Here is a 24,556-nt window from a genome sequence, read left to right on the forward strand (position 1 = left end):
GCAGGGATTTCTTTTTGGATATAACAAATTTTCGCATTATTGAATGGAAGTGAGATTACGCAAACGGTTGCGTTTGCCTGCGATTTGAAAATCAGCGTCAGAAACATTATCCTTGAATAGCAATGAAAGTACCAATCATGATAGATTTGACTCGTTTTAAGAAAGTATTTGTTTTTAGCCTGGCCATTTTGGGCATTGTACATGCACAGACGCTCGACAATCGCCTCCCAGATGAACTGTTGGACCCAGAGGTAGTATCGCTCAATCGCATGCCCATGCGGGCGCAGGGTTTTGCCTTTGAGAGCTTGGACAAAGCAAAGGAGGGCAACAAAGAAATATCCGATAATTTTATATCCCTCAACGGTACATGGAAGTTCCATTGGGTGCAGGATCCCAACAAAAGACCAATGGATTTTTTTGCTGCTGATTTTGATGATAGCAAGTGGGACAACTTCCGGGTTCCTGCCAATTGGGAAACCAATGGCTATGGTCTGCCTATCTATGTTAATCATCCTTATGAATTTACCGGTAGGAAAATAACGGGAAGCAAATTGAACCCACCGTACGATATTCCCGCAGAGAATAATCCTGTCGGCTCTTACAGACGCACTTTCAATTTGCCCGAAGACTGGAACGGAAAGCAGGTATTCATTCATTTAGGGGCGGTCAAATCGGCTTTTTATATATGGGTAAACGGCAAAAAGGTGGGGTACAGTACGGACAGTAAGCTGGCGGCCGAGTTTGATATTACCAAGTACGTGGAGCCCGGCGAAAACCTAGTGGCACTGCAAGTGTACCGTTGGAGTGCAGGTAGCTACCTCGAATGCCAGGACATGTGGCGGATATCGGGCATAGAGCGTGATGTGTACCTATATGCTACTCCCCAGTTGGATATACGCGATTTTAAGGTGAACGCTGGCCTAAAGGATAATTACCAAACAGGTACCTTGAACCTAAAGGCTTTGGTGCAAAGTTACAAGATCGATAAAAACACATTGACCAGTAGGCCAGATACCTTTTCGGTAGATATTCAACTCTTGGATGCCACAGGCAAGCTCGTGCTCAGCAAGTCATCCGAAGGAATCCAAACGGTGTTGGGAAGGTATAAGAAAGAGATTGATTTTGGACAGCTAGATGTGCCCCAGGTCAAGCAGTGGTCTGCGGAAATCCCATATCTCTATACGCTCATCCTTACCTTGAAGGACAAATATGGCCAAACAATAGAGGTCGTTCCCACGAAGGTTGGCTTCCGCAGCATAGAAATTGATGGTGCCAATGTATTGGTTAATGGCAAGCGCGTGTTCTTCAAAGGGGTGAACAGGCATGAACATAATGCCCATACGGGACATACGCTTACCAAAGAGGATATGCGCAAGGATATGGAGATGATGAAGAAGCTCAATGTGAATGCCGTGCGCCACTCGCACTATCCACCAGATCCCTACTGGCTGCAATTGTGCGATGAATATGGCCTATACGTCATAGACGAAGCGAATATTGAGTCACACGGCCGCTACTATGACTTAGAATTTACGCTGGCCAACGACCCACTTTGGCGAGAGACCCACCTCTCTCGGATTTTACGCATGTACGAACGCGACAAAAATCATACATCGGTACTCATTTGGTCGTTGGGCAACGAGGCAGGTGATGGAGTCAATATGTACGAAGCATATGACTGGCTCAAGCAGCACGACGACCGTCCGGTTCAATATGAGCGCGCATCGGGCTATAATACCGATATGTACGTGCCGCAATATCCTGGTCCAGAATCCCTGTTACGTTTTTCCGGAAGACCGCAAAAGAAAGCCATGATCATGAGTGAGTATGCACATATTATGGGCAATAGTTTAGGCAATTTCAAGGATTATTGGGATGTTATCGAGAACAACCCCTCGCTACAAGGCGGTTATGTATGGGAATGGATCGATCAGGCATTGGATACTATAAAGAACGGCAAGCGCATTATGGCTTATGGTGGTGATTTTCCATTGGAAGGACCAGTAGACCAGAATATCAGTGACAATAATTTTTCTGTGAAAGGGGTGGTGACTGCCCATAGGGAGTTGACACCTATGGCAGTAGAATTGAAGAAAGTGCACCAGTACATCAAGTCTACTTATCACAATGGCTTGCTGACCGTTGAAAATAGCTATTTCTTCCGCGATTTGGATAATTTTAGGTTGGAATGGGAGCTACTGGAAAATGGCAAGGTAGTAGAGAGGGGAGCCGTAGATCAACTTGACGTGGCTCCAAGAACCAGCAAGGATTACTCCTTGGTTATAAAAAAACTTAGAGAGGCCGAAGGAAAGGAATATTTTCTTAACGTACGTTACCTTTTAAAGCGAGAAGAACCATTCCTGCCCATAGGTTATATACAGGCTTATGAGCAATTTGCCTTATCTTCGACTGAAGGGTTGCCAGCGGCGGCCAAGGCAAGTAAGGGAAGTTTAAGAGTGACAAACGATGGTCGCCATATGTCCGTGACCGGGAGGGGCTTTACGGTCAATTTTGATCTGGAAAAAGGTCTTTTAGTTTCCTTGAAACAGGATGGGATGACGTTGTTAGAGAACGGCCCGCATCCGTCCTTTTGGCGCGCACCTACGGATAACGATATCGGTGCCGGTTATAACCGCAAGTTGCGTATGTGGCGGAATGCCTATGAACAAGCAAAGGTGACCAATACGGATGTACAGGAAGAAAACGGAAAAGTTATCGTCACCATGGAGTCGACGATACTAAATGGTGATGCTGCCACTAAACAAATGTTTACGATCTATGCCGATGGGCAGATTCAAGTGGACAATGCTTTCCGAGCGATAAAGGGCGACTATCCGCTTATGATGCGAGCAGGCAATGATATGCAGTTGAACAAAGAGCTGTCAAGCATCACTTATTACGGCCGCGGACCATGGGAAAACTATTGGGATCGCAAATATGCATCAGAAGTGGGGCTATACAACCAAACACTGGCGGAACAATATTTCCCCTATGCACGCCCCCAAGAAAGTGGAAATAAAACAGATGTGCGGTGGGTGAGTTTGCGAAATGCAAAGGGGAGGGGCTTAGAGTTTGTACAGCTTGACAGCCTGCTCCAGTTTTCAGCTTTGCCCTATAGCCTGGATGCCTTGGATCCAGAAGTGGATAAAAAACAGTATCACTCTGGTGAACTGGAAGAAGGTGAAAAAATATACATGCATCTGGACTTGCAGCAGTTAGGCGTGCAAGGGATAGACAGTTGGGGGGCGCAGCCGATGGAGAAATACCGTATACCTTTTAAGGACTTTAGTTATAGCTATTTGATTAGATTTGTAAAGTAGACCATGAAAGGTCTGAAATCCGATGAAGAATAATAAATGGCATTGCCTTATTATCCCGATAATTGTTTTTTCTTTATGTGCGGCCGTGCACACTGCTCATGCTCAGGAAAATCCATTGCAACTCTGGTATGCGCAGCCTGCGAAGGACTGGATGAAGGAGGCCTTGCCTATAGGCAACGGCTATATGGGAGCCATGGTCTTCGGCGGCATCGCTGTTGAGCAAATTCAGTTTACGGAAGGGTCGCTGTGGTCTGGAGGGCCAGATGCCAATCCATTGTACAATTTCGGCAATAGGCCCAACGCTTGGAAGCATTTGGCCCATGTACGGGAGTTGATCCGTACAGGTCGACTCAAAGAGGCTCACGCCGTTGTAGGACAGCATATGTTGGGACCTGCTCCAGCACACATCAACGGCGATAGTACCGAATGGGGCGATTATGGTGCTCAGCAGCCTATGGGAGATCTATGGGTTAAATTGGGACATGGCAAGCAGGAAGTTAAAGACTATAAACGTGTGCTCGATATCAGCAATGCCACGGCTCAGGTGTCCTACAGTATTGGAAAAAATAAGTACGAACGGCGGTTTTTTGGCAGTTATCCAAAAGGCGTGATGGTCTACAGTTTTCAAAGTACCAAAGCGGAGGATTACGAAGTTTCTTTTTCTAGTCCACAGCATAAAGTGAAAGAAAGCTTTGCAGATGGTCGTTATGTTTTTGAGGGAAAGGTGCCCAATAACGGGATGGCCTTTCAAATGGCCTACGAGGTGCAGACCGATGGAATGGTGAGCTATTCGGATGGCAAGGTGAACATAAGAGGCGCAAAAGAGCTGGTGTTGATACAAACGACGGCTACGTCCTATGTGATGCAATATCCATCTTATAAGGGCAATGATTATGCCCAGATAGTAGCTTCACGTCTGGATGAAGCAAAGTCTTTTGCGTTACAGCAACTATGGAACGAGCATCGGGCGGACTATAGGCAGTTATTTGACCGTGTTCAATTTCATTTAGCTGGGCAGCATCGGGACGATATCCCGACGGATGAAAGGCAGCGCCTGTATTTTTCTGGGCAGGAAGATGTGGGCTTGGAAGAATTATACTTCCAGTACGGGCGTTATCTCATGATATCGGCCTCTCGTCCAAACACCATGCCCATGCATTTGCAAGGAAAATGGAACAATAGCGTTAATCCGCCTTGGGCAGCGGATTATCACACCAATATCAATGAGCAGATGCTCTATTGGCCAGCGGAGAGTACGAATTTGGCCGAATGCCACGAACCTTTGTTTGCCTATATTGGCAGTTTGCTGCCGCCTGGGAAACAGTCTGCACAGGATTATTTCAATGCCCGGGGCTGGATTGTCAATACGATGAACAATGCTTTTGGGTATACTGGCGTCAATTGGGGATTGTCGTGGGGATTTTTTCCTGGAGGGGCAGCGTGGTTGAGCCAACATTTATGGGAGCATTATGCTTATAGCCTAGATACGGCCTATTTGCGCAATGAAGCTTATCCCATTATGAAGGAAGCTGCTTTGTTTTGGATGGATTATTTGACGGCCGACGAACATGGCAATCTGATATCGAGCCCTTCCTATTCTCCCGAACATGGGGGTGTTTCGGCCGGGGCTTCCATGGATCATCAGATCGCGTGGGACATTCTAAATAATTGCGTTGAAGCAGCGGCTGTACTTGGAGATCAATATTTTGCCGACAGTGCCCTTCTAATACGAGATAAGATATTGAAACCTCAAATAGGCAGATGGGGGCAGTTACAGGAATGGAAGGAAGATGTGGATGACGCCAATAACAAACATCGGCATGTTTCTCATTTATTTGGCTTGTATCCGGGCAGGCAAATAGATCCGATCAATACGCCAAAATGGGCCGATGCCGCTAGGGTGAGCCTTGATGCGCGCGGAGATGAGGCAACCGGTTGGTCCCTCGCCTGGAAAATCAATTTTTGGGCCCGTTTGTTGAATGGAAATAGGGCTTATCAATTATACAAGATGATTTTGAGACCTGCTGATCTTGTCGGTTCAGGCTCCTATTCCAATCTATTGGATGCACATCCGCCTTTTCAGTTGGACGGTAATATGGGTGCTACGGCCGGCGTAGCGGAAATGTTGCTGCAGTCGCATGACAACAGCATGAGGCTTCTTCCTGCCTTGCCCGATGCGTGGCAAGAGGGAAGTGTAATTGGATTGAGGGCTAGAGGTGGCTACACCGTAGATTTGAAATGGAAAGATGGGGAACTGCTTGAAGCCAAGATAGTGGCAGCAAAAGATGGCCAGTTAAGCTTATGGAGCAATGGAACAGAGAAAATCCTGACGATTGTCAAGGATCAGCCGATATATTTCCGGCCCTAGATAATCTATTGTTTTAGTGTTCAATAGAATCATTCAAAATAACTAAAATTAGCTTTCTGATTTGTCATCCTTAATCCTTAAGTTTGCAGCTATTTCATAGCTTAATTTGCGCGCATTTTGATATTTATCATTACATATATCGCTGTCGGCATTGGTCTGTTCATTTTTATGGCTTTCTTTACGCTTTATGCCGTCTATTCCGAGCGCAAGATTGCTGGTTTTGTGCAGGATAGGCTGGGGCCTATGGAAACAGGAAAGTTCGGACTTTTGCAAACGGTGGCAGATATTCTCAAATTGGTTCAAAAGGAATTTATCATGCCATCGAGGGCAGATAAAGTGCTGTTTTCGGTAGCTCCAGTATTGATTTTTGTGTCTGTATACCTCGGAATGGTTGCCATGCCATGGGCTCCGGAATTGAGCCCTTCATCGTTGAATATTGGCCTGTTTTATGTCATTTCTATTATTTCAGTCGAAGCTGTAGGTGTGCTGATGGCTGGCTGGGGTTCCAATAATAAGTTTGCCTTGTTGGGGGCTATGCGCTCAGTAGCGCAGATTGTGTCTTACGAGATTCCTGCAGGTATTTCGCTTATTTCGGTTGTCATGATTACCCAGTCGCTTAACTTGCAGGAGATAACGGCTCAACAAGGTGTGCTGACCACTTCTTCTGCCAAATTTCTGGGGCTTTGGGAAGTGGGGGATGTGGGAGGTTTTTTAGCTTGGAATGTATTTCAGGCGCCTCATCTATTGCTTGCTTTTGTCATTTATTTTCTGTCGTCACTTGCAGAATGCAATAGGGCTCCCTTTGATATTCCGGAGGCAGAATCTGAATTGGTGGCGGGCTATCATACGGAATATACGGGCTTGCGTTTTGCCTTTTTCTTCTTGGCGGAATACTGTATGATGTTTTTGGTGGCCATGATAGCAGTGGTACTGTTTTTGGGCGGATGGAACAGCCTACTACCCAATATAGGCACCTTGCGCTTGGCAGACTGGACTACGGGAATGGGATGGGGTATTTTCTGGGTATTGAGCAAAACCTTGTTCTTGGTGAGCATACAGATCGTAATTCGCTGGACGCTGCCGCGTCTACGGGTAGATCAGCTGATGGCCTTATGCTGGAAAGTGTTGACCCCATTAGCTTTTGCGTGTATGGTTATCTCGGGTATATGGCGCTTATGGGTAATGATATAAGTAAAATAGTAAAGACGTAAGATCTTTACATAAAAAGATATTAAAGATGTTCAGAAAAAGTTTAAAAGCGTTTGTAACGGCATGGAAGGGACTGGGTATAACCCTTGGTCATCTTTTTGGTGCGCGCAAATCGCGCAACTCCTTGAACATTAGAGATGAAGACTATTTTGATAAGCAAGAGGGAATAACTACGGTACAATACCCTAGGGAGAAGATGCCTATACCAGAAGTGGCGCGCTATCAATTGGATGTGGAAATAGACGATTGCATTGTTTGCGACCTGTGTGCTAAGGCCTGTCCCGTAGATTGTATTACCATTGAGGCAATCAAGTCGCCGGAGCCAATAGGAAAAACCTCAGATGGCAGCGTGAAACGGCTCTACCCGGCCAAATTCGATATCGACATGGGCAAATGCATGTACTGTGGTTTATGTACGGTTGTTTGTCCTACTGAATGCATCGTCATGACTGACAACTACGATCGCAGTTTTCAGTCTTTGACGGCGCTGACTTATGAGTTTTCGAACATGAGCGATGCCGAGGTACAGCAGCGTAGGAAAGAATGGACGAGTTTTCAGGCCGAAAAGGAGGCGGCTAAGAAGAAATAGCTATGGCTATAGAGCTCTTTGTATTTTATTTCTTGGCTTTTATTGCCGTAGGTTCTGCTGCTCTTTTGGTAGCCATGCGCAACATCGTTCGCTCTCTTTTTCTTTTCTTTTTAACTCTTTTCGCCTTAGCGGGCCTTTATGTTTTTGCCCTGGCCGATTTTGTGGCTCTTGCTCAAGTGATTATTTATGTGGGAGGTGTGCTTGTGCTGATGCTCTTTGCCTTTATGTTGTCTAATAAAACCTTGCTCAATGATGTGAAGGAAGGGACGTTTGGTTTGCCTCGCTGGCCTGCATTGTTAGTTGTCATTTTGCTAGGCACCATCATGGGTTATACTTTTTTACAGTTTGCAAGCGCGCCACCGCAATGGATACGAGATGCCGAACAGGAAAATAGAATAATCACGACAACGGACAATACTGTTCATTATTTGGGGGTAAATACCATGACACGGTATCTGCTACCTTTTGAGCTGGTATCGGTATTCTTGATGATGGCATTAATGGGGGCAGCCCATATGGCTAGGAAAGGAGGGAAATCATGATTCCTCTCGACCACTTTCTTATCGTGAGCGCGCTTTTGTTTGCTATAGGGCTTTATGCCACACTTACAAAAAAAAATACCATTATGGTGCTGGTGGGAGTAGAGTTGATGATCAATGCATCTGTGCTAAACCTGGTAGCGTTTGGACGATACGACAAAGTGCTCTTTGGAGGGCAAGTTTTTGCCCTCTTTGTCATCGTGTTGGCAGCAGCTTCGGTTGCAGTAGCTTTGGGTATCGTGTTACAGGTATACCGCCACTTTAAGAGTGTAGATCCTACTGATTTTGATAGTTTGAAAGATTAATGGAGCAGTTTATCACACATAAGGTCATGTTGGTGCTTGCATTGATTGCCGTCATTGCACCATTTTTGGCTTTTTTGACCTATGCTCTAGGTGGCAAAAGGCAAAAGAGCGGTGTGGTATCTACCGTCGCCATTGCTATATCATTGCTGTTGTCTCTGTTTTTGGCCATATCGGCTTGGAATAGGGAATTGCTACACGTGCGGTATGACTGGTTTACCATAGGTACGAACACCGTAACTGTTGGTATCTTGGTCAACAACTTGAGTCTTGTCATGCTGGTGTTGGTGCCCCTTGTTGCCTTGCCTGTCCATATCTATTCTTTTTCCTACATGAAAGGCGATACAGGGCTAAGGCGCTATTGGATGTATCTTAGTCTTTTCTGTTTTGCCATGTTGGGACTGGTAGTGGCAGATAGTCTTTTTTTGCTTTACATGTGCTGGGAACTGGTAGGGTTTGCATCGTACTTGCTCATTGGTTTTTGGTATGAGCGAGATGCCGCCATCAAGGCCAATAAAAAGGCTTTTCTTATCAATAGACTTGGCGATTTGGGCTTCCTGATAGGCTTGGCAATATTATTCAGCGAATTTGGTACTTGGGATTTGGCACAGTTGTTTGGCCATGATGGCCTGATTGCGAAGGAAGGTGGTGCAGATGCCTCGTACCTCACTTGGGCTGGATTGGCTTTCTTTCTGGCAGCAATGGCCAAATCTGCTCAATTTCCTTTGCATATCTGGCTGCCAGATGCCATGGAAGGGCCAACGGCCGTTTCTTCCTTGATACATGCCGCTACCATGGTAGCAGCTGGGGTCTTCCTGCTGGCGCGCGTATCGCCTTTATTCAATGATACGGTGCTTATGACGATTGCTACGGTAGGTTCCATAACGGCTTTTGTGGCAGCAAGTATAGCCCTGACCCAGCGTGATATTAAAAGGGTATTGGCTTTTTCAACTATTTCTCAACTGGGATTTATGATGGTGGCTATAGGCATTGGCCAGATAGGGACAGCTATTTTTCATTTGGTGACGCATGCCTTCTTCAAGTGCCTCCTGTTTTTATGTGCTGGAGCAGTTATTCATGAAATACAGCATCAGAAGGAGAAACATAAGCTACAGATAGACCCACAGGATATCGGGTTGATGGGTGGATTGCGTAAGACGATGCCTTCAACTTTCGTGCTCAGCTTGATTGGAGCAGCGGCATTGGCGGGACTTCCCTTGACGGCTGGGTATCTATCCAAAGATGCCCTTTTAATATTTGCATTTGAATGGGCCAATTATCAGGCTGGTTTTTGGGTTTTTATCCCTTTGCTACTCATGATAGCAAGCGGAATGACGGCATTTTATATTGCTCGTTGGCTCTTTAAGATCTTTTACGGGCAAAATCGCCTATCGCTGTCAATCGGTAAGGCGATACATTATCATGAAGCGCCCGTACTAATGAGGTGGCCCATGGTCCTTCTGGCTGGATGCTGTTTGTTTTTCGTGTTTTCCTATAACCCCTTGGTTTTTGAAGATACTTGGTTGTTGAATGGGCTGGAGCGTACCGACTTGCTGCAAAGAGTAAATATATACCATACGGTGATCCCAGCGGCTATCAATAGCGTGAGTATCGTGTTGATTTTTTTGGCTTGGAGATGGTATGCCAAAGGTAAATACCCATTGAAAGGATCTGGTATGCTCTATGATTGGTCCTACCATCAGTATGGCTTAAACCGGTTGTATGAAAAGGGTGTTGTTAAGCCCTTGCTTTTTGTCTCGGGCGCTCTTTACCGTTTCGATGTGAAAATAATAGACGGTTTGGTGCTCTTGGTAGCCAACCTAGTTGAGCTATCTGGTCGCTTGGCTGCGTGGGTGGACCGTTATGTACTTGACGGTGCGGTAAACGGGGTAGGTAACCTGGCACAAGGAATAGGCATGCTACTGCGCAATGGACGTAAAGGTAAAGTACAGCGTTACTTGCTCGGTATGCTGATTGTATTCTTGTTAATGATAATATACGCTAATTTTATATAGTATTTGACGATGTTGACCTTATTGGTTTTTATTCCCTTGATTGCTGCGGCTTTGGTTTTGTTTATTCCACAGTCTTTAAGCAATGCTTACAAATATATTGCGCTAGTAGCCAGTTTGGTACAACTGGTGCTGGCTATTTATGTATACGTAAGCTTTGATGGAGCTCTGGCAGGCGTAGCCGATCCAGCCAGCTATCAGTTTGTGGAAAAACTGCCGTGGATCAGAATGGATTTGGGAAGTTTGGGGAAATTAGAGGCAGATTACTTTCTTGGAATAGATGGTTTTTCCATGCCTTTCCTATTATTGACATCCCTAGTAATGGCCGTAGCAGTGTTGTCGTCTTGGCGACTAGAAAAGCAGCTGAAAGGCTTTTTTGCCCTGTTGCTTTTGCTAAATACTTCCGTCATGGGCGTATTTACAGCACTTGACTTCCTCTTGTTTTACGTTTTCTATGAGTTGATGCTCTTACCTCTGTATTTTTTGATAGGGATATGGGGTGGTGTGCGAAGGGAATATGCCGCCATCAAGTTCTTTCTTTATACTTTATTTGGTTCGGTATTCATGCTCTTGGTCATGGTGGGACTTTATTTCTCGGTCACGGACCCAGATACGGGGGCACACACGTTCAATATGCTGCACATGATGAATCCCGACAATTATGGAAGAGATAGTCTGTTCTCAATGGCATCGTCCTCCGACTTGTGGGGAGTATCTGCACGTTTGATCGCGTTTGTAGTGCTGTTCATCGCATTTGCCATTAAACTACCCATTGTGCCGCTCCATACATGGTTGCCCGACGCACACGTGGAGGCACCCACGCCTATTTCTATCGTGCTTGCGGGTATTTTGCTCAAGGTGGGAGGCTATGGATTCTTTCGCGTTTGCTATAGTATTTTCCCCGATATGGTATCACAGTGTGCTTGGTACCTCGGCTTTATAGGCGTGGTTTCCATTATTTACGGTGCATTGAATGCCTTGGCACAAGAAGATCTGAAGAAGCTGGTGGCCTATTCATCGGTATCCCACATGGGCTTTGTACTGCTAGGCGCTGCATCGGCTAGTCCGGAGGGCATCAGCGGGGCCATGTTTCAGATGATCAGTCACGGATTGTTGTCTGTGGCGCTGTTCTTTTTGGTGGGTATGCTATATGATCGGGTGCACGATCGCATGATTTACAGCTTCCGTGGTCTAGCTTCTATCATGCCCCAATTTACCGTAATGGTAGCAATTACCTTTTTTGCCTCTTTGGGGCTTCCGGGCTTTTCTGCCTTTATCGCCGAGGCCTTCAGCATTATTGGGGCCTTCAACTCGGAGAATCTTAATGGATTCATACCACATTGGATGGCCGTAGCAGGCACGTTGGGAATCTTGTTGGGAGCGGCCTATTTGTTGTGGACATTGCAACGCATGTTTTTTGGCCGTACGCGTCTGCGTGGTGGACTGGCTTGGGAGCAGGCGTTGACCGAACCAAGTAAGCGCGAACTGCTGGCCTTTTGGCCTTTGCTGTTGCTGTCGCTATGGTTAGGAATCTGTCCTTCACTGGTATTCGATAAGTTGAACGCTTCGGTGCTTTCATTGGTAAATCTGATAAATAACTACAATTAAAAAAGAGGAATAGCGATGGTGCAAGACGGTCTTTTTCAGTTGGGTGATTTGTTGGATGGTATTGTTTCTGGCTTGGCTTTTTTACAACCGGAGGTGACTTTGGTGATTACTTTCCTGCTAAGCATTTTTAGCGGCCTTTTCCTTGCCAGGAAAAACGCGATAACCAGCTTGATAGCTGTTTTGGGTTTGCTGGTGTCAGCCTATTTTAGTTGGAAGCAGTTGGCATTAGAGCCTGGGTTTTATTTATTTGGCGATATGTTGTACCTAGAAGGCGGTTTGGCAAAGATGAAGCTCCTGTTGATTTTTGCGGCTCTCTTTTTTATTGTCCTTGTCCACCTTAGCAAGTTCTTTACCGCACACGAAAAAGGTATAAACGATTTGATTAGTATCCTGCTCGTCCTATTATTAGGTCTTCATATCTGGATCATGGCCAATAATTGGCTATTGGTATATGTGGCTATAGAGATGATATCTGTGGCGTCCTATATCTTGGTAGGTTATTTGGCGAGGGATCGCAAGCAGAGCGAAGCAGCGGTAAAGTATGTGGTGTTTGGCACGGTATGCTCGGCTTTCATGCTGTATGGCATGAGCTTGCTTTATGGCCTTACCGGCAGTTTGTCCTTGCAAAACATGGAAGGGTTTGCTTTAGGTCTGATGCAGCGGCCTATGTTGGCCTTGTCCATATCCATGATTTTTGTAGGGCTAGGATTCAAGCTTTCTTTCGTTCCGTTTCACTTTTGGAGTCCAGATATTTATCAAGGTGCTCCCGCAGCCGTAGTGGGCTTTATTTCTACGGCTCCCAAATTGGCGGCTTTTACATTTTTGTTGCGCTTATTACAGGTGTATATAGCCGTGGGGGGGGAGTTGTGGGAGTACTTGCGCTATGGCTTGATAGTGATAAGTATTGCAACTATGCTCGTGGGAAATTTTGCTGCGTTAAGGCAACAGAACTTGAAAAGACTGATGGCTTATTCGTCCATCGGGCATACGGGTTTTGTGATGATGCTGGTCGTTGCGGATCCTTTGCAGGGGTATAGCGCCATATTCTTCTATCTCTTGGTCTATCTACTGACCAATATGGGGGTTTTCTCCTTGATAGGGCATTTAGAAGAAGACCATGGTATCATAAACATCAAGCAACTGAGAGGTCTAGGTAAGGTGCACGCGCTGTGGGGAGTAGGCTTTGCAGTAGCGATGGTGTCCTTGACTGGGTTGCCTCCCACGGCGGGCTTTGCAGCCAAACTGTTCATCTTTGCGGGGACATTTACGGCTTATCAGTCCAGTGGCGATTTAACGATACTCTTGCTATTGATAACTGGAGCATTGGCCACTGTAGTGGCTTTGTTTTTCTATTTCAAAATTCCTCTTTATTTGTTTCTCAAAGAAGGAAATGCCATTAACAGAGGGGGCAATTGGCGATTGGTGTCTTTATTTAGTATAATATTGGCGCTAACGCTGTTGTTCATTGGGATATTTCCCTCTTTCTTTTATTGACTCCCCCCATAAACAGGTTATAAAACTGTTTCGTTTATACTGTTTGGAACCATTCTTCTTTGAGTACACATATACCATTTTGTAAGCGATGGCATCAATTAAAGGGTGCAAGATACTGCGTGAGTTTGAGATGATTACCTAATGAAGAGAAAGAATACGATTGGATACTAAAACGCTAAAAAGAATTTGGAATTATGTATCCATTGACGTACTTTTGATACCATTATAAGCCATAAATAACATCCGTAAGCCCGCGACTGACAAAAGTTAGCTGGGCAATTAGTGAAAATTTAGAGAATCCCATTTAGCAAAGGGAGCGAAGCAAGATTATGGAGGAATTGAAAACGCAATCGTCAATGATGTGTTAAGCAATTGCGTGAAACCTTCAACAGAGCAATGATAGGCTACTTGTAGCATATAGTTTAAGTGATTTTAATAATGATTGATCTTCTATGTTGTGGCAAGGCAGCGTATATCTGGATTTTGCCGATTTGTACGTTTTTAAAGGGTAGATTATGGATGATTTGAAATATTTAAGAATACATTTTTTGAAGAAAGGAGGCTTAGTAACGATATAGAGCAATACAAATCAACTTTATGCGATACCTACTAAAATGGCGTAAGCTACAGCAGATAGGTTATGGCAACATGATGGATCACTATCGTGATAAGCTGGCACCTACAAAGTGTCGCTTATCGTAGATTTTCTTTGCCAAAGTTTAGCAAAGTATCGAAAAAATATGAGGCTCATGATGCACCTTGTACGATAAATAAGGTATCCAAAAAGAACTTAAGTAAAACCAAGATTAACCAGTAAAATTATGAAAATAACCAGGCTATTAGGAGAGTATCTGCGGCCAGATAAGGGAGGAATATTTGTGTTTTTGTTGCTCTTATCCGCTAATGTCTATGCACAATCCGGAGGAATTCGGGGACGCATAGTAGACAACAATAATGAAGTAATGGTAGGTGCATCCGTACATATCAAAGAATTAAATAGGAAAGCGGGAACCAACCAAGAGGGAATTTATTCTTTCACCAATATTCCCAATGGAAGGTATACCGTATCGGTTTCTTTTGTGGGACATCAGACTGCCGAAAGTACCGTCACGATTTCGGGTAGTCAAGAGGTGTTGGATTTTACCCTGCAACCTGATAGCGAAAGCCTCAATGAGGTGGTAGTCATCGGATATGGGGTATCCCGAAGGCAGGATGTTACGGGGTCTGTAGCGTCTTTGCAGGCAAAAGATTTCAATCAAGGGGTCATTGTAGCACCTGATCAGCTCATCCAGGGCCGAACAGCAGGCGTGATGGTCATCAACAATACCGGTCAGCCTGGTGGTTCCACTACCGTGAGGATCAGGGGAAATTCCTCCATCCGTGCAGGGAACAATCCCCTGTTTGTGGTGGATGGTGTTCCCTTGTCGGGGACTTCCGCACGCCCCGGTGGTGCCGGAGGATATGGGTCAGATGGCGGTAATCCGCTCAATTACCTCAACCCCAATGATATCGCTAGTATGGACATCTTGAAAGATGCCTCCGCTACGGCCATATACGGTTCCCGGGGGGCCAATGGTGTGGTGCTCATTACCACTAAGCGTGGCCAGGCGGGCAGCCCGACATTGAACGTGATGGCCTCGACGGGATTTTCCAACCTGCTGAAAAGACCTGAGGTGTTGAGCGCAGCTGAGTTTAGGCAGACCTTACAGGCCTATGGGCTGGAGGGTGATGCCACCGATTTCGGTGGAGACGTATATGCGTTTGATGCCATCACCCGGTCTGCCGTTACGCAGAACTACTCTGTGGATGTTACTGGCGGCAATCAGGATGGTCGCTATCGGATTTCGGCAGGGTACTTAGATCAGAATGGAATTATTGAGACCTCCCGTCTCAAAAAATATACAGCCAATGTCAACAGCAATTTCAGGTTTCTGGAGAGCAAGAAATTAGGCTTGGATTTCAACCTATTGGCTACACAAACAGATGAAAATATTGCACCCATAGATGTTGGAGTGGGCTTTACGGGCAATGTGATTTCCCAGGCGCTGCAATGGAACCCCACGCTTCCATTGAGAGATAGCGAAGGCAGGTTGACGTTTCAAACACCCGACCTAAGAAACCCGCTTACATCCTTGGAAGCGTATAGAGACAATGCGGTGGTGAATACGCTCATCGCTAGCATCGCTCCATCCTACAAGATAACCGACTTTCTGGAGTATAAGCTCATGTACAGCCTGACGCATCAAGCAGGGCGACGGACGGGCCGCTTTATTGCCGGTATGATCAATCCGAATGACGTGAACAATGGTTCCGCTTTTGTCGGCAACGATACGGAAACCAACCACCAGCTTACGCATACGCTCTCGTTTGACAAAGAGATCGCCTCCTCGCTAAACTTGAACGCCGTTGTGGGCTATGAATACCTTAGTTTTGATACCAGGTGGAATTCGGCAAGTGGAAGTGGCTTTTCCGATATGGGAGACATAGACTATTTTAATTATCTGCAGTATTCCATTGCCAACAACAGAGGTATCAATTCCTTTAGAACACCAACCAATGAGCTTCAATCGTACTTCGCCAGGGCAACCCTTAACTATCAAGACAAGTATTTGTTTACCGGTACGGTAAGAAGAGACGGTTCTACAAAATTTGGGGAAAACAACCGATATGCCAATTTTCCCTCCCTTGCATTTGCATGGAACGTTTCCAATGAATCGTTTCTAAAGGGCAGTGAGCATATCAGCAATCTTAAGCTACGCTTGGGGTGGGGGCAAACGGGCAACCAGGAATTCCCTTCGGGCGCGTCCAAAGACCGTTACGTATTCAGTGCACAGAGTATCGCACAGGCTAACTACGGCAACCCAGATTTGAGGTGGGAAAGCTCTTCCACCATCAATGCGGGCATTGATTTCGGCTTGTTTCAAAGTAGGTTGTCTGGTTCAATCGATTATTTCCGCAAAACAACGACGGATGCCCTGTTTGAGCGGACCATTGCCCAACCAGCGCCTAGTGGTCGGATATGGGTGAACCTAGATGGAGAAATCATTAATGAAGGGGTGGAATTAGCACTTTCGGGCAATATCATCCAGAAAGAAGATTGGAGTTGGAACCTAGGGGCAAATGCCACCTATCTCAAGAACAGTGTAAGTGGTCTGCCCGGGTTTTATGAAACCGCAGAACTACGGGGGCAAGGATTTTCGGGAGTTTTGGGGCAACGGATGGTAAGCGACCAACCGCTTAATGTATGGTATTTGGCCCAATTTGAAGGTATTGACCCGACAACGGGAACCAGCATGTACAGAGCACTCGATGGTACGGTGGGTATGGACGTAGATCCCGCACAAAACAAGTTTTACTTAGGCAGTCCAAACCCTAAATACTTGTTGGGTATCACCACCGATGTTGCTTATAAGCGACTGAGTGCCACAGCCAATATGCACGGAGCATTTGGGCATTATATTTTCAACAATACCATGGCCACGGTATTGGGAGTAAATAACCTGTCGAACCGGAATATTGGTCACGTGTTCTTTGATCCGCAGGCAACTGAGTCAACATCCAATTCGGCTGCACCTTCCAATAGGTACCTTGAAAAGGGGGATTTCCTGAAAATGTCAAACCTGACATTGAGGTATAGCGTAGGCAACATCGGTGGTGGCATTAAAAACATGAATGTATCCCTTACGGGCCAGAATTTGTTTATCCTTACGGGCTACAACGGTTTTGATCCGGAAGTCAACACAGATGGCGCGAACAATGGTATCCCTTCTCTGGGTATTGAGTACCTCCCTTATCCGCCCGCTAGGACCTTTCTTTTAGGCATTAATTTTTCACTGTAGTAAAAATTTGGAATCATGAACTATCTTAGATTATATAATACCATATTATTGGTTATCGCCGGATTGTCATTCTCCTGTACCAACTTGAACGAACAGCTTAGGAGCGAATTGGAACAAGGAGTCTCGACGGTGAATACTTCAGATTTGTTGATCGGCGCTTATCTGGCGCTAAATACGCCCTACCAACAGGAACAGCGATGGGTATTGGAAGAAATTTCCACCGATGCGGCCATAGCACCCACCCGTGGAGGCGACTGGGATGACAATGGATTGCACCGGGCCATACACCTTCATACTTGGAATGCTGATAATGGGTACATGAACGGAACGTTCAACAACCTGTCTACCGTGCAATTCCAGGCCTCCAACGTATTGCGCAACAATCCTTCGGCACAACAAGCCGCTGAAGCTCGGTTTATCAGGGCACTCAGCATGTATGATGTGTTGAACTTATGGGGCGTAGTGCCTTACCGGGAAGACTTGGATGATTTTCGCTTGGACCCCATCACGCTCCAAGCTCAAGAGGCCATAGATTTTATCGCCAGCGAACTGAATGCCATCATGAATGACCTGCCAAGCAGTGGTGCGGCCTATGTGGCTAATCAAAATGCAGCCAGGACACTGTTGATGAAGCTATATCTGAACAAGGGTGTATTTCTCAACAGGCAGGTTCCCACTTTTGAGGCGGCTGATATGAGCCAAGTGATCGAGTTGGCCAATCAGATTACCGCTAGCAACAGATATACCATCTCGTCTCCCGGCAGATACTTCGATAATTTCGCACCGCACAATCATTCGGCGTCCCAAGAAAACATCTTTACTTTATACAACGAAACTGGCGTGAGGGGAGGTAACATAGACCGAACATGGAATACAGTTGCTCATTATCATATGGTGCCAGGTGGTTGGAATGGTTGGGCAACGCTCTCCAACTACTACGATTTGTTTGATGAAGGGGACGAGCGCTTGGGCATTTACTACCAGTACCCCGCGGACACCATGCGCAATCCCGATAGAAGGAAGAACGTGGGCTTCTTCGCTGGACAACAGTACAATATGAACACCGGACAAGCGCTGATGGCCAGAAATCCACCCACCCAACCTTTGGTGTTTACCCGCGAGATTTCCATCAGGACATCGGGCATCACCCTGGAAACCGCTGGCATCAGGGTAATGAAATATGCTTTCGACTATGGTGTGCCTCCCGGACAGCGTAACAACGATTGGGTGGTCTTTCGGTATGCCGATGTTTTGCTGATGAAGGCCGAAGCCATATTACGTGGTGGTACAGGCTCACCAGCCGAAGCTTTGGCTCTAGTAAATGCCATCAGAACCAATCGTGGTGCTGCGGCATTCTCCACGCTTACTTTAGACGATTTGATCGATGAGCGTGGTCGGGAGTTATATTGGGAAGGATGGAGAAGGCAGGACCTGATACGTTTTGGTAAGTTCTTGGAGCCGGGACAGGTAAGAACCACCCGTTCAGATCCTCATCTTCTAGTATATCCCATACCGAGCCAGCAATTGGCTGTTAATCCAAATTTGGAACAAAACCCAGGCTATTAAAAGTAAAAGACAAAAGTTATTTTCCGGAGCTATATCGCTTCCGGAAAATAACCTTTCCATTTCCATTCATGAATATGTCAATAGCGTTACAAATTCGAGTGTGTTTCTTCTTTCTGTGCTTCCAGTGTCGCTATCCGAAATCATGGTAAACATTAAGGGTTGCAAATCAGGTTTTTTTGATGTGTTTTTGCTTAAAATACAGACTTGTGTTAAATCCTTTGGGTGTAAATTTCAATTTTTTTTAAAATATTGACAATTCTTGTATATATTTGGCGAAAATATAGGTAAAATCTAAACATGGAGTCGAAAAAATCTACTATTCCTTTTGTTTTTCTGTTAATATTGGTGGTTTTGGCGCTTATTTTTCCGTCAATCCCTTTAAATGATGTAAACTCGGTGGAGTACGATCCTGCTGATGTTGCGTGGATGCTCACTTCTACGGCTTTGGTGTTAATCATGACCCCTGGCTTAGCATTTTTCTATGGGGGCATGGTGAAGAGGAAAAATGTCATCTCTACCATGCTGCAAAGTTTTATTTGCATGTGCTTGGTAGCCGTTATATGGGTGGTTTTTGGTTTTAGCTTGGTTTTCGGAGAATCTATTGGAGGCGTGATAGGAAATCCCGCTACCTACTTTATGTTTGATGGCGTATTGGGAGGGCCTAATTGGCCCGGAGCCCCTACTATTCCCTTTGCGCTCTTTGCCATGTACCAATTGAAGTTTGCCATTATAACACCGGCACTATTCACCGGCGCATTTGCAGAGCGTATTCGTTTTACGAGTTATATTCTTTTTGTTTGTTTGTTCTTTATCTTGATATATGCTCCTTTGGCACATGCTACCTGGCATCCGGACGGGCTTTTGGCAAATATGGGCGTTCTTGATTTTGCGGGAGGCACCGTAGTGCATATGTCTGCGGGCGTTACGGCATTTGTTTCTGCTATCTACTTGAAGAACGGAAACGATCGCAATCATAATCCTGCCAGGGTAACCTATGTATTGATCGGCATGGGGCTGCTGTGGTTTGGTTGGTTTGGTTTTAATGCCGGTTCGGCATTCGGTGCCAATGAATTGGCTGCATCGGCCTTGGCCACTACGACTACCGCATCTGCTGCTGCGGCATTGGCATGGATATTCTTTGACGCTGCCAGGGGGAAAAAACCGACTGCTATGGGCGTTTCTATTGGTGTAGTAGTGGGACTGGTGGCCATTACGCCAGCCGCAGGTTTCGTCAGCATACCGCACTCGCTCATTATAGGTGTAGTCACTTCGGTTATCTGTAACCTGTTGGTAGAATGGAGAGCTACTCGCTCCAATGTGGATGACACGCTTGACGTATTCCCCAGCCACGGTGTGGGGGGAATGATAGGTATGATATTGACAGGGGTATTTGCCTCTACCAAGATAAACCCCGACATAGATACGAATGGGCTTATTTTTGGAGAGACATCATTGTTCTTTGCGCAGGTACTGGGCTTAATAGGAGCGGTGATATTCACCCTTGTCATGGCCTTTATCATTTGTAAGGTGACCGATACGATCAGTAAATTGAGAGTAAGTCCGGAAGAAGAAGAGATGGGGCTCGATTTGTCCCAGCATGGAGAAAGTCTTTAATCAACCCAAACAGCTATTCCGGTAAGGTCGTGACGATCTCAAGGGAATAATAAAACATCAGGCGTTGTTAGCTTAGTTTTTGTTCTGATGGAAGGCCCCAGTTCTGGGGCCTTCATTTTTTTTATTGCCTTGGTGTTTCATTTACCGCTGCGCATGCGATGATATTTGTTCCCTCTTCTCATTTTTAGATCAAAAAAATCTTGACAGATGTTAACAAAGCTCAAGGTAGATGTACACGGTTTATGGATTGTCCACAAGAAAAAATAGCTTTCGTGTTGAGGGATAGATAAACACCTCATTTGTAAGCTCATCTTCATTTTTTACGCACTTATTTTTTTCATTTTATAAATGCATAATACTTATTGATTTTATTGTGTAATTTTGCCTGCTCAAATCCTACTATGAGCGATTCAATTAAACACGAGTGCGGCATCGCATTCATTCGATTGCTGAAGCCATTATCCTACTACCAGGAAAAATATGGCACATCCCTTTACGGCATCAACAAGCTCTACCTCTTAATGGAAAAGCAGCACAATAGAGGGCAAGATGGCGCCGGTATTGCGACCATAAAGTTTGATGTGAAGCCAGGTAACCGCTATATCAGCAGATATAGGGCCATGGGGGCGAAAGCGGTCTCGGAGATTTTTGAATATGTGCAGCGCAAGTTTGCCGCTGCCCAAGAAGAATACCCAGATCGATTCCAAGACCCACACTGGCTTAAGGAAAACCTCAGTTTTACCGGCGAAGTGTTGCTCGGCCATTTGCGTTACGGTACGCACGGCAAGAATAGCATTGAAAACTGTCATCCGTTTCTTAGGCAAAACAATTGGATGAGCCGTAACTTGGTGATTGCCGGGAACTTCAACATGACGAATGTTGACGAATTACTGGAGCAGCTGTTCGAATTGGGGCAACATCCCAAGGAACAGGCGGATACCGTGACAGTGCTTGAAAAGATAGGACACTTTCTGGATACCGAGAATCAAGTGCTCTTTGATCATTTCAAGCAACAAGGCTATTCCAACGTGGAAATCAGTGCATTGATAGCTAAGAATCTAGACGTAGCTAAGATTTTAAGGCGCTCTGCCAAAACTTGGGATGGCGGCTACACCATTAGCGGTATATTTGGTCACGGTGACGCTTTCGTGATGCGCGATCCCGCAGGGATAAGGCCTGCATATTATTATGCGGATGATGAAGTATTGGTAGCAACCTCTGAAAGGCCGGCTATACAGACGGCATTTAACGTGCCCTTTGAAAGCATTAAGGAGATACAGCCAGGGCATGCACTTATCATAAAAAAGGACGGAACTATTACGGAAGAGCGTTTCAAGGAACCCGCTCCGTTAAAAGCCTGTTCTTTCGAACGTATTTATTTTTCAAGGGGTAGCGATGCCGAGATCTATCAGGAGCGGAAGCATTTGGGGCGCTTACTTGTGCCTCGTGTGCTAGAGTCTGTCAATTACAACATTAGGGATACCGTGTTTTCCTTTATTCCCAATACCGCAGAGGTTGCCTTTTATGGTATGGAAGAAGGCGTGAACGCCTATGTGCGGAAACTCCAAAAGGATACCCTATTGAAGCGTGCAGATAAAATTTCCGACGAGGAGCTGGATGAGATGCTCAGCATATCTCCTAGGTTTGAGAAACTCAGCATTAAGGATGCTAAACTTCGTACTTTTATCACTCAGGACGCCGACCGCCAGGATATGGTAGCACACGTGTATGATACGACATATGGTGTGGTGAAGCCCTTTCGCGATACGATAGTCGCATTGGATGACTCCATTGTGCGTGGAACCACCTTAAAGCAAAGCATCCTAAAGATATTGGATAGACTAAATCCGGTAAAGATCATCATTGTTTCTTCAGCACCGCAGATACGCTATCCCGATTGCTATGGCATAGACATGTCCCGTATGGGAGAATTTGTTGCTTTTGAAGCTGCTGTATCTCTCTTGAGGAGGAATGGTATGACGTATATCATTGATGAAGTTTACCAAAAATGCTTGGAATCACAAGATATGGATAAGGAGCTGGTAGAAAACCACGTGAAGGCCATATATGCTCCTTTTACGGATGACGAAATTTCAGAAGAAATAGCGCGCATTGTGACGCCCTTAGGCATCAATGCAAAGGTAGAGGTCGTCTATCAAAAATTGGAAGATTTGCATATTGCATGTCCAAAGAACAAAGGCGATTGGTATTTTTCCGGTGATTATCCTACTCCTGGTGGAAATAAGGTGGTCAACAGAGCCTTTATGAACTGGGTAGAAGGCAAGAATATCAGAGCATATTATTCTGCATAAAAAATGCATCCTAGGGATGCGATTAATAAAAAAAGGATGGGTTTTCCCATCCTTTTTTTGTTTAATTGATAAGATGCTTCAATTGAATTATCTCCCTTTCTTCTAGGTATCTCCAACGACCACGTGGCAGGTCTTTTTTGGTAAGAGAACCGTAGACTACGCGATCTAGTTTAATGACATCATAGCCCAGGGATTCAAACATGCGACGTACGATACGATTCTTCCCACTGTGTATCTGGATACCGACCTCCCTTTTGCTACCTCCTTGAACGTAGCTAAGATCGTCTGGCTTGATAAATCCATCTTCTAGTTCTATGCCGAATTCCAGTTTGTTGAAATCTCCTTGAGTAAGGCCTTTATTGAGCTCTACTTGATAGATTTTGGTAATGTTGTTCCTAGGGTGTGACAGTTTTTCGGCCAGATTGCCGTCATTGGTCATCAGCAACAGCCCGGTGGTATTTCTGTCCAGCCGTCCAACAGGGTAGATACGCTCATCGGAAGCTTTTTCTACAAGTTGCATTACCGTACGACGCTCTTGGGGATCATCGGTAGTGGTAATAAAATCCTTGGGCTTATTGAGCAATACGTACACCATCTTTTCCCTTTTAAGACGTTCGCCATTATAACGGATTTCGTCCTTTGAGGGGTCAACTTTTACTCCCAGTTCGGTTACTACTTCATTGTTGACCATTATCACTCCTGCCGCAATCAGTTCATCGGCCTTTCGGCGAGAGCATACACCAGAATTGGCTATGTATCGGTTAAGGCGGATGAGTCCATCGTCTTTTGGCTCCACTTCATAGCGCCTTGATGCCCCATTGCCCTTTCTCGGACGGGAACCGCCTTCTCTGTCATTATAAGAAGGGCGTCTCTTTCTGTCGTCAAAGCGATTTTCCGACTTTTCCCTATAGGGAGGCCTGGAATTATCCCTGTCGGACGGCCGGTCATTTTTGTATGGGCGCTCCTCCCTGCTATTATACGGCCTGTCACCTTTGTTAAAGGGGCGATCGTTTCTATTGTAGCGGTCACGGTCACCGTAGGATGTTTTCCTATTATCTGTCGTTCTATCGCTTCTGGTGGAATCGTCCGAATATCTCTTTCTGTCACCATTGAATGGACGCCTGTCTTCTTGATAGGGTCTATTGTTATATGGGGCAGGTCTATTTCCGGATCTTTCTTCTCTATTTCTGTCGCCTCGTCTGTCTACATTGGACGATCTGTCGTCGCGCGAGGGACGTTCATCTCGATCTCTATTGTAAGGGCGGGGGCTGTTGTTTTCGGAATAATTTCCTTTTCGGTCTTCGAAATTACGGTCACCACTGTTCCTTTTGGGGTAGGAAGAGGGCCTTGATTTGCCGGATTTGTCGTCACGACTGTTCCTTTTGTTGTTAAATGGCATAATTTTTTTCAATGAAAATAAGAGTACAAAGGTACGTAAAAAAATATTGATTTAAAGCGGATACGAGCAGAAAACGATCGTTTTTTGAGACATATATTTTACGTATAAAACTTGGTATTTACCGTAAGTTCAATTAAGAAATGCAACAAAGGTTGAAATAAACATGCCAATTGGGGGTACCCCCAATTGGCATGTTTAAGGGAAAAAAACGACTTTTGAATTGCGAATGGAAAAATCACATTTAACCCTGGAACAAAGGTACGAAATCCAGGCTTACAGAGCGAGCGGAAAGAAGATCTCGGAGATCGCCGTTATCATCGGCAGGGACAAATCGGTAGTCAGCCGGGAGGTTAAGCGCAACAGTAATCCCAAAGGGGTCTACAAG

The 24,556-nt window shown here is 45.5% G+C and carries 15 protein-coding genes; 14 read left to right on the forward strand and 1 reads right to left on the reverse strand.

What is annotated here, in order from left to right:
- Window positions 1-122: 122 nt before the first annotated feature.
- The 13 genes from lacZ (at window position 123) to A37S_RS0118615 (ending at window position 22,772) form a co-directional block, all read left to right on the forward strand.
- Complete coding sequence (gene lacZ, locus A37S_RS0118555; RefSeq protein WP_211229822.1) at window positions 123-3,320, forward strand: beta-galactosidase, LacZ type; 3,198 nt, start codon at window positions 123-125, stop codon at window positions 3,318-3,320.
- 22 nt (window positions 3,321-3,342) lie between these two features.
- Window positions 3,343-5,688, forward strand: coding sequence for a glycoside hydrolase family 95 protein (locus tag A37S_RS25265; protein ID WP_051293290.1), 2,346 nt, complete (start codon window positions 3,343-3,345; stop codon window positions 5,686-5,688).
- A gap of 117 nt (window positions 5,689-5,805) precedes the next feature.
- A complete protein-coding gene (gene nuoH, locus A37S_RS0118565) occupies window positions 5,806-6,879 on the forward strand; it encodes an NADH-quinone oxidoreductase subunit NuoH (RefSeq protein WP_028298290.1) in 1,074 nt (357 codons plus the stop codon).
- Window positions 6,880-6,925: 46 nt separating this feature from the next.
- Window positions 6,926-7,486 (forward strand): 4Fe-4S binding protein, encoded by a 561-nt coding sequence (locus A37S_RS0118570; RefSeq protein WP_028298291.1) that lies wholly within the window; start codon window positions 6,926-6,928, stop codon window positions 7,484-7,486.
- Window positions 7,487-7,488: 2 nt separating this feature from the next.
- Complete coding sequence (locus tag A37S_RS0118575; protein WP_028298292.1) at window positions 7,489-8,028, forward strand: NADH-quinone oxidoreductase subunit J family protein; 540 nt, start codon at window positions 7,489-7,491, stop codon at window positions 8,026-8,028.
- A complete protein-coding gene (gene nuoK, locus A37S_RS0118580; protein WP_028298293.1) occupies window positions 8,025-8,330 on the forward strand; it encodes an NADH-quinone oxidoreductase subunit NuoK in 306 nt (101 codons plus the stop codon). Before A37S_RS0118575 ends, nuoK begins: the two co-directional genes overlap by 4 nt.
- Window positions 8,330-10,342: an NADH-quinone oxidoreductase subunit L gene (gene nuoL / locus A37S_RS0118585; protein ID WP_028298294.1), complete on the forward strand. Its 2,013-nt coding sequence runs from the start codon at window positions 8,330-8,332 to the stop codon at window positions 10,340-10,342. The genes nuoK and nuoL overlap by 1 nt, the downstream gene beginning before the upstream one ends.
- A 9-nt stretch (window positions 10,343-10,351) precedes the next feature.
- The gene (locus A37S_RS0118590; RefSeq protein WP_342663612.1) at window positions 10,352-11,947 is read left to right on the forward strand and encodes a complex I subunit 4 family protein; all 1,596 of its coding nucleotides are present in this window, start codon (window positions 10,352-10,354) and stop codon (window positions 11,945-11,947) included.
- 15 nt (window positions 11,948-11,962) lie between these two features.
- A complete protein-coding gene (locus A37S_RS0118595) occupies window positions 11,963-13,441 on the forward strand; it encodes an NADH-quinone oxidoreductase subunit N (RefSeq protein WP_036603163.1) in 1,479 nt (492 codons plus the stop codon).
- A gap of 821 nt (window positions 13,442-14,262) precedes the next feature.
- Window positions 14,263-17,280, forward strand: coding sequence for a SusC/RagA family TonB-linked outer membrane protein (locus tag A37S_RS0118600; protein WP_028298297.1), 3,018 nt, complete (start codon window positions 14,263-14,265; stop codon window positions 17,278-17,280).
- Window positions 17,281-17,295: 15 nt separating this feature from the next.
- The gene (locus A37S_RS0118605; protein WP_036603166.1) at window positions 17,296-18,846 is read left to right on the forward strand and encodes a RagB/SusD family nutrient uptake outer membrane protein; all 1,551 of its coding nucleotides are present in this window, start codon (window positions 17,296-17,298) and stop codon (window positions 18,844-18,846) included.
- Between the two features lie 297 nt (window positions 18,847-19,143).
- Window positions 19,144-20,460, forward strand: coding sequence for an ammonium transporter (locus A37S_RS0118610; RefSeq protein ID WP_028298299.1), 1,317 nt, complete (start codon window positions 19,144-19,146; stop codon window positions 20,458-20,460).
- 401 nt (window positions 20,461-20,861) lie between these two features.
- Window positions 20,862-22,772, forward strand: coding sequence for an amidophosphoribosyltransferase (locus tag A37S_RS0118615; RefSeq protein ID WP_028298300.1), 1,911 nt, complete (start codon window positions 20,862-20,864; stop codon window positions 22,770-22,772).
- Window positions 22,773-22,833: 61 nt separating this feature from the next.
- Here the strand turns inward: A37S_RS0118615 and A37S_RS0118620 are convergent, their stop codons facing one another.
- Window positions 22,834-24,171: a pseudouridine synthase gene (locus A37S_RS0118620; RefSeq protein WP_028298301.1), complete on the reverse strand. Its 1,338-nt coding sequence runs from the start codon at window positions 24,169-24,171 to the stop codon at window positions 22,834-22,836.
- Window positions 24,172-24,397: 226 nt separating this feature from the next.
- Here A37S_RS0118620 and A37S_RS26775 point away from each other — a divergent pair.
- On the forward strand, window positions 24,398-24,556 hold a 159-nt coding region (locus A37S_RS26775), incomplete at its 3' end, for a helix-turn-helix domain-containing protein (protein WP_084163963.1).

The organism is Olivibacter sitiensis DSM 17696 (genome assembly GCF_000427965.1).
Classification (GTDB): domain Bacteria; phylum Bacteroidota; class Bacteroidia; order Sphingobacteriales; family Sphingobacteriaceae; genus Olivibacter; species Olivibacter sitiensis.